Here is a 3,507-nt window from a genome sequence, read left to right as displayed (position 1 = left end):
TACGAAACGATCCAGACCAACAACGCGTTGCTCAAAGAGAGTATCCAGAACCTCTTCGATCTCGTACCCGACCAGATCACGCTGACCAAGGCGATCCTCGACAAGAACGGACTCGTCCTCTATGGTGTGACCCCGTCGAAAGATGTCTACAACTATCTGCTGCTCGCACCCCTGAAGTCGGTTTTCCAGCGTAACGTGACGACCTTCTATCCTCTGGAGAACGGATGGTGGCGCTTCGTGTCGGTCAACGAGGGAAGCATAGAAGCCGGAGACGAGGTGGAGGAATGAGCCTCAAGGAGATCCGACTGATCCGTCTGCTTGGATGGATCCTTTTCTATCTGCTCATTCTCTTCGTTCTCATCTTCGTACTCGTGATCCCGACGGTGAAATCCTACAAGAGTGTCAACAAAAAGTATGTGGAAGAGAAGGCGAACTATCTGGCGGCCAAGGATGAGCACGACACGATTTTCGACAGGCTCAAGACCCTCCAGTCCGACAAGAGAAAGATCATCGAAGCGTTCGAAAACCCATGGAACGAAAAAGCGTTTCTGGCCAAAGCGAAGCGCTACTTCAAAAAGGTCGAGTTGACACCGGTGGAGAGCAATGCGACCGACAGATATTTCAAGATCTACGAATTCAGCGTCATGACGAAGATGAAGTCACCCGAAAACTTCTACAACTTCATCGACGCCTTCCCCTCCGTTCCCTTCGTGATCCAGGCCGATTTTCCCATCGCCTTTCGGGCGCACGGCGGAGACGAGATCGAGGGGATCTTCCATATCCGGGTCTACGAAGAAAAAAGGGCCGGCGAGGAGAGCAATCTCTCGAGGCCGCTTGTCATAAAGAGGTAGGGCCGTATCTTTTTCGGGATACGCGCCTTTCTGCACACCTCTTTGAAACTTTTGGGCATCGCCGTGTCGGTTTCGACATAGGGTGCGATCCATACGAGCCGGCTGCCGATCTCCACGACCCATCGGCCTCCCACGACGACGGAACCGCTTTTAAGAATCTCCTCTTTCTGCGCCGCGCTCAGCAGATAGCCCTGTTTTTTCAGAAAACGGTCGATCTGACGAATCGTGGCGGCATCCTTCACCGGACGTTCGAAAACGACCATCTCTTTCTCCCGGAAGAGAATTTTCATACCGGCGAGTAGCGTTTTTTTGTCTTCGAGCATGTACCGGAAGCTTCGGGCTATGCCTTCGGGACACTCCTGCATCAAAAAAGCGGCGGCCTTGTGCCTGAAGAGGTTGCGTCTGTAGGATTCGTCCAGGTTGGATCTGTCGATGAAATAGCGGATGCCGTTCGTTTCGAGATATTCGAGAAGTTTCGCTCTGGGTGTGAAAAGCAGTGGACGCACGAGAGTGTAGCTCTTGCGCTCTTCCACAGGCTGCATGCCGACGAATTCGGCGGTTCCGCAGCCGCGGCAGAGCTGCATCAGGCTCCATTCGAGCATGTCGTCGAGCTGGTGGGCGGTGACGAGATTGTCGTAGCCCTCTTTCGTGACGATTTCGTTGAAAAAATCGTAGCGGATTTTTCGAGCACGCGCCTCGAAGGCTTTTTCGCCCGGATCGAGCGGACGGGTGAGGATAAAGATCTTTTTTCCGTCTCTTTGGGCCAGCTCTTCGGCGTATCGGGCCTCTTCGTCGCTTTGGGGACGGGTTTTGTAGTTGACCAGCGCGATGTCGAAGGGGACCTTTTTCTCTTTTAGAAGGTGATAGAGTGCCGTCGAGTCGACTCCCGCCGAAAAGGCGAGAAGGTTTCTCTTTCGCTTCAGCTGCCGGAGCGCTTCGGGCTCAAGCATCGGCCGTGATGCGTCCGAGAAGCTGGTTTCCGACACGTTCGGTGATTTCGAGACGGTAAAGTTTTCCATAGACGATGTCGTCGATGTCGCTGTCGTTGACGAGGACTTCGCCGTCGATTTCGGGTGCCCACAGAAGAGGTCTGGCGGCCAGAAGAAACTCGTGCTCATCGCTGGGGCCTTCGACGATCGCATCGACCGTTTTTCCGACCATCCTCTCCAAAGAGGCCTCCGTCGTCCTTTCGACGATCTCTCCCAGCTTTTCGGCCCGCCGGCGGATCGTTTCGGGATCGATTTTCGGCTCCAGATCGTAGGCGGCCGTCCCCTCCTCGTCGGAGTATTCGAAGATATTGACCCTGTCGAAACCGAAATTTTCGATGAAGTCGCAGAGCTCTTCGAACTCCTCTTCCGTCTCCGTCGGAAATCCGACGATGACGCTGGTGCGGACGAAACTCTCCGGAACCTCTCTCATCCGCTGCAGCAGCGTTTTGATCTTTTCGCTGCCGATGCCCCGTTTCATCGTTTTGAGGATGCGGGGATCGATATGCTGGATCGGCATGTCGAAGTAGTTCTGAAAGATTTTCGATCCGGCGATCCTATCGATCAGGGCCGAGGAGGTGGTGCTGGGGTAGAGGTAGAGAATGCGCGCGCTTCTGACCCCTTCGATCTTTTCGATGGCGTCGATCAGGCTGACGAGGCCGTCGTTGATACCCATATCCCGCAGATAGCTGCTGGAGTCCTGGGAGATGAAGCTGAAGTCGTAGAATCCATCGGCCACCAGTCTCTTCACCTCTTTGACGACACTCTCGAGCGTTCTGGAGTGCAGTTTCCCTTTGAAACCGGGAATGGCGCAGAAGCTGCAGGTCTGGTTGCACCCTTCGGCCAGTTTGACGTAGGCGTGCGCCCTGGAGCCCGTGATGACCCGCGCGTGCTCTTCGTTGACCAGGAAGACGTGGGGCGTGAAGCGGCTCTCCTTTTTGGCGATGAGCTCGTCGATTCTGTCGTAGTCGCCCACACCCGTGAAGATGTCCACTTCCGGCATCTCCTTTTTGAGCTCCTCCTTGTAGCGTTCGCTCAGGCATCCGGCCATCACCAGCAGGGAATCCTTCCTGCGGGCTTCGTGAAGACTCAGCACCGTGTTGATGCTCTCCTCTTTGGCCGCGTCGATGAAGCCGCATGTGTTGACGATGATCAGGTCCGCCTCTTCCGGTGCGTCGGTCATTTCGAAATTCGAAAGTCTGCCCAGCATCACTTCGGTATCGACGAGATTTTTCGTACATCCCAGAGAAACGACGTGAAGTTTTTTGCCCATACAATTCCCAATAGATAATTTTTCCGAATTTTACCATAATCGCGCGATTCACGATCGATTCATCATTGGTGTGTTAAAATCACGCATTTTAATAAAAAATAAAAAGGAGTCAACGAATGATGAAAAAAGTGGCGGTGGCCGTAATGATGGCGGGAGCGCTGTTCGCGGCGGATATGGAAGTGGGTGATTTCAAACAGCATATCGAGGTGGGATACCTGGGGACGTCGGGCAATTCCGACAGCCAGACCTTCAGCGGTCTCTACGGCAACGACTACCAGTACAGTGAAAAGACGGATATGCATTTCAAGGCGGACGCCTACTACGGCGAAAAAGAGGGGGACAAAACCGACGAGCGCTACCGCGCCTACGGCATCGTCAACCACCACTACAGCGACCG

General features: G+C 54.1%; 4 protein-coding genes and 1 pseudogene. 3 read left to right on the top strand and 2 right to left on the bottom strand.

Annotation, left to right across the window (positions count from 1 at the left end; translation table 11 throughout):
- Positions 1-288, top strand: a pseudogene (locus Q1K23_RS05790) (hypothetical protein); the annotation flags it as partial.
- The gene (locus tag Q1K23_RS05785) at positions 285-851 is read left to right on the top strand and encodes a hypothetical protein (RefSeq protein ID WP_300363199.1); all 567 of its coding nucleotides are present in this window, start codon (positions 285-287) and stop codon (positions 849-851) included. The pseudogene Q1K23_RS05790 and the gene Q1K23_RS05785, both read left to right, overlap by 4 nt.
- On the opposite strand, the gene tilS is transcribed toward Q1K23_RS05785, so the two are convergent.
- Both tilS and rimO read right to left on the bottom strand, forming a co-directional pair.
- Positions 788-1,801 (bottom strand): tRNA lysidine(34) synthetase TilS, encoded by a 1,014-nt coding sequence (gene tilS / locus Q1K23_RS05780; protein ID WP_300363197.1) that lies wholly within the window; start codon positions 1,799-1,801, stop codon positions 788-790. The genes Q1K23_RS05785 and tilS overlap by 64 nt on opposite strands.
- A complete protein-coding gene (gene rimO, locus Q1K23_RS05775) occupies positions 1,794-3,110 on the bottom strand; it encodes a 30S ribosomal protein S12 methylthiotransferase RimO (protein WP_300363195.1) in 1,317 nt (438 codons plus the stop codon). Before rimO ends, tilS begins: the two co-directional genes overlap by 8 nt.
- A 116-nt stretch (positions 3,111-3,226) precedes the next feature.
- Here rimO and Q1K23_RS05770 point away from each other — a divergent pair.
- Positions 3,227-3,507: DUF481 domain-containing protein (locus Q1K23_RS05770; protein WP_300363194.1), on the top strand; the 281-nt coding region annotated here is incomplete at its 3' end.

The sequence above is a fragment of the Hydrogenimonas sp. genome, from assembly GCF_029933015.1.
In the GTDB taxonomy this organism is placed as follows: domain Bacteria; phylum Campylobacterota; class Campylobacteria; order Campylobacterales; family Hydrogenimonadaceae; genus Hydrogenimonas.
Note: the sequence above shows the minus strand (reverse complement) of the source record. Positions and strands in the feature narration are given on the sequence as shown.

What these genes read in the sequence shown, in the direction of transcription:
- Q1K23_RS05785 (WP_300363199.1), top strand. Translation starts at nt 285, where the DNA reads ATGAGCCTCAAGGAGATCCGACTGATCCGTCTGCTTGGATGGATCCTT.
- tilS (WP_300363197.1), bottom strand. Translation starts at nt 1,801, where the DNA reads ATGCTTGAGCCCGAAGCGCTCCGGCAGCTGAAGCGAAAGAGAAACCTT.
- rimO (WP_300363195.1), bottom strand. Translation starts at nt 3,110, where the DNA reads ATGGGCAAAAAACTTCACGTCGTTTCTCTGGGATGTACGAAAAATCTC.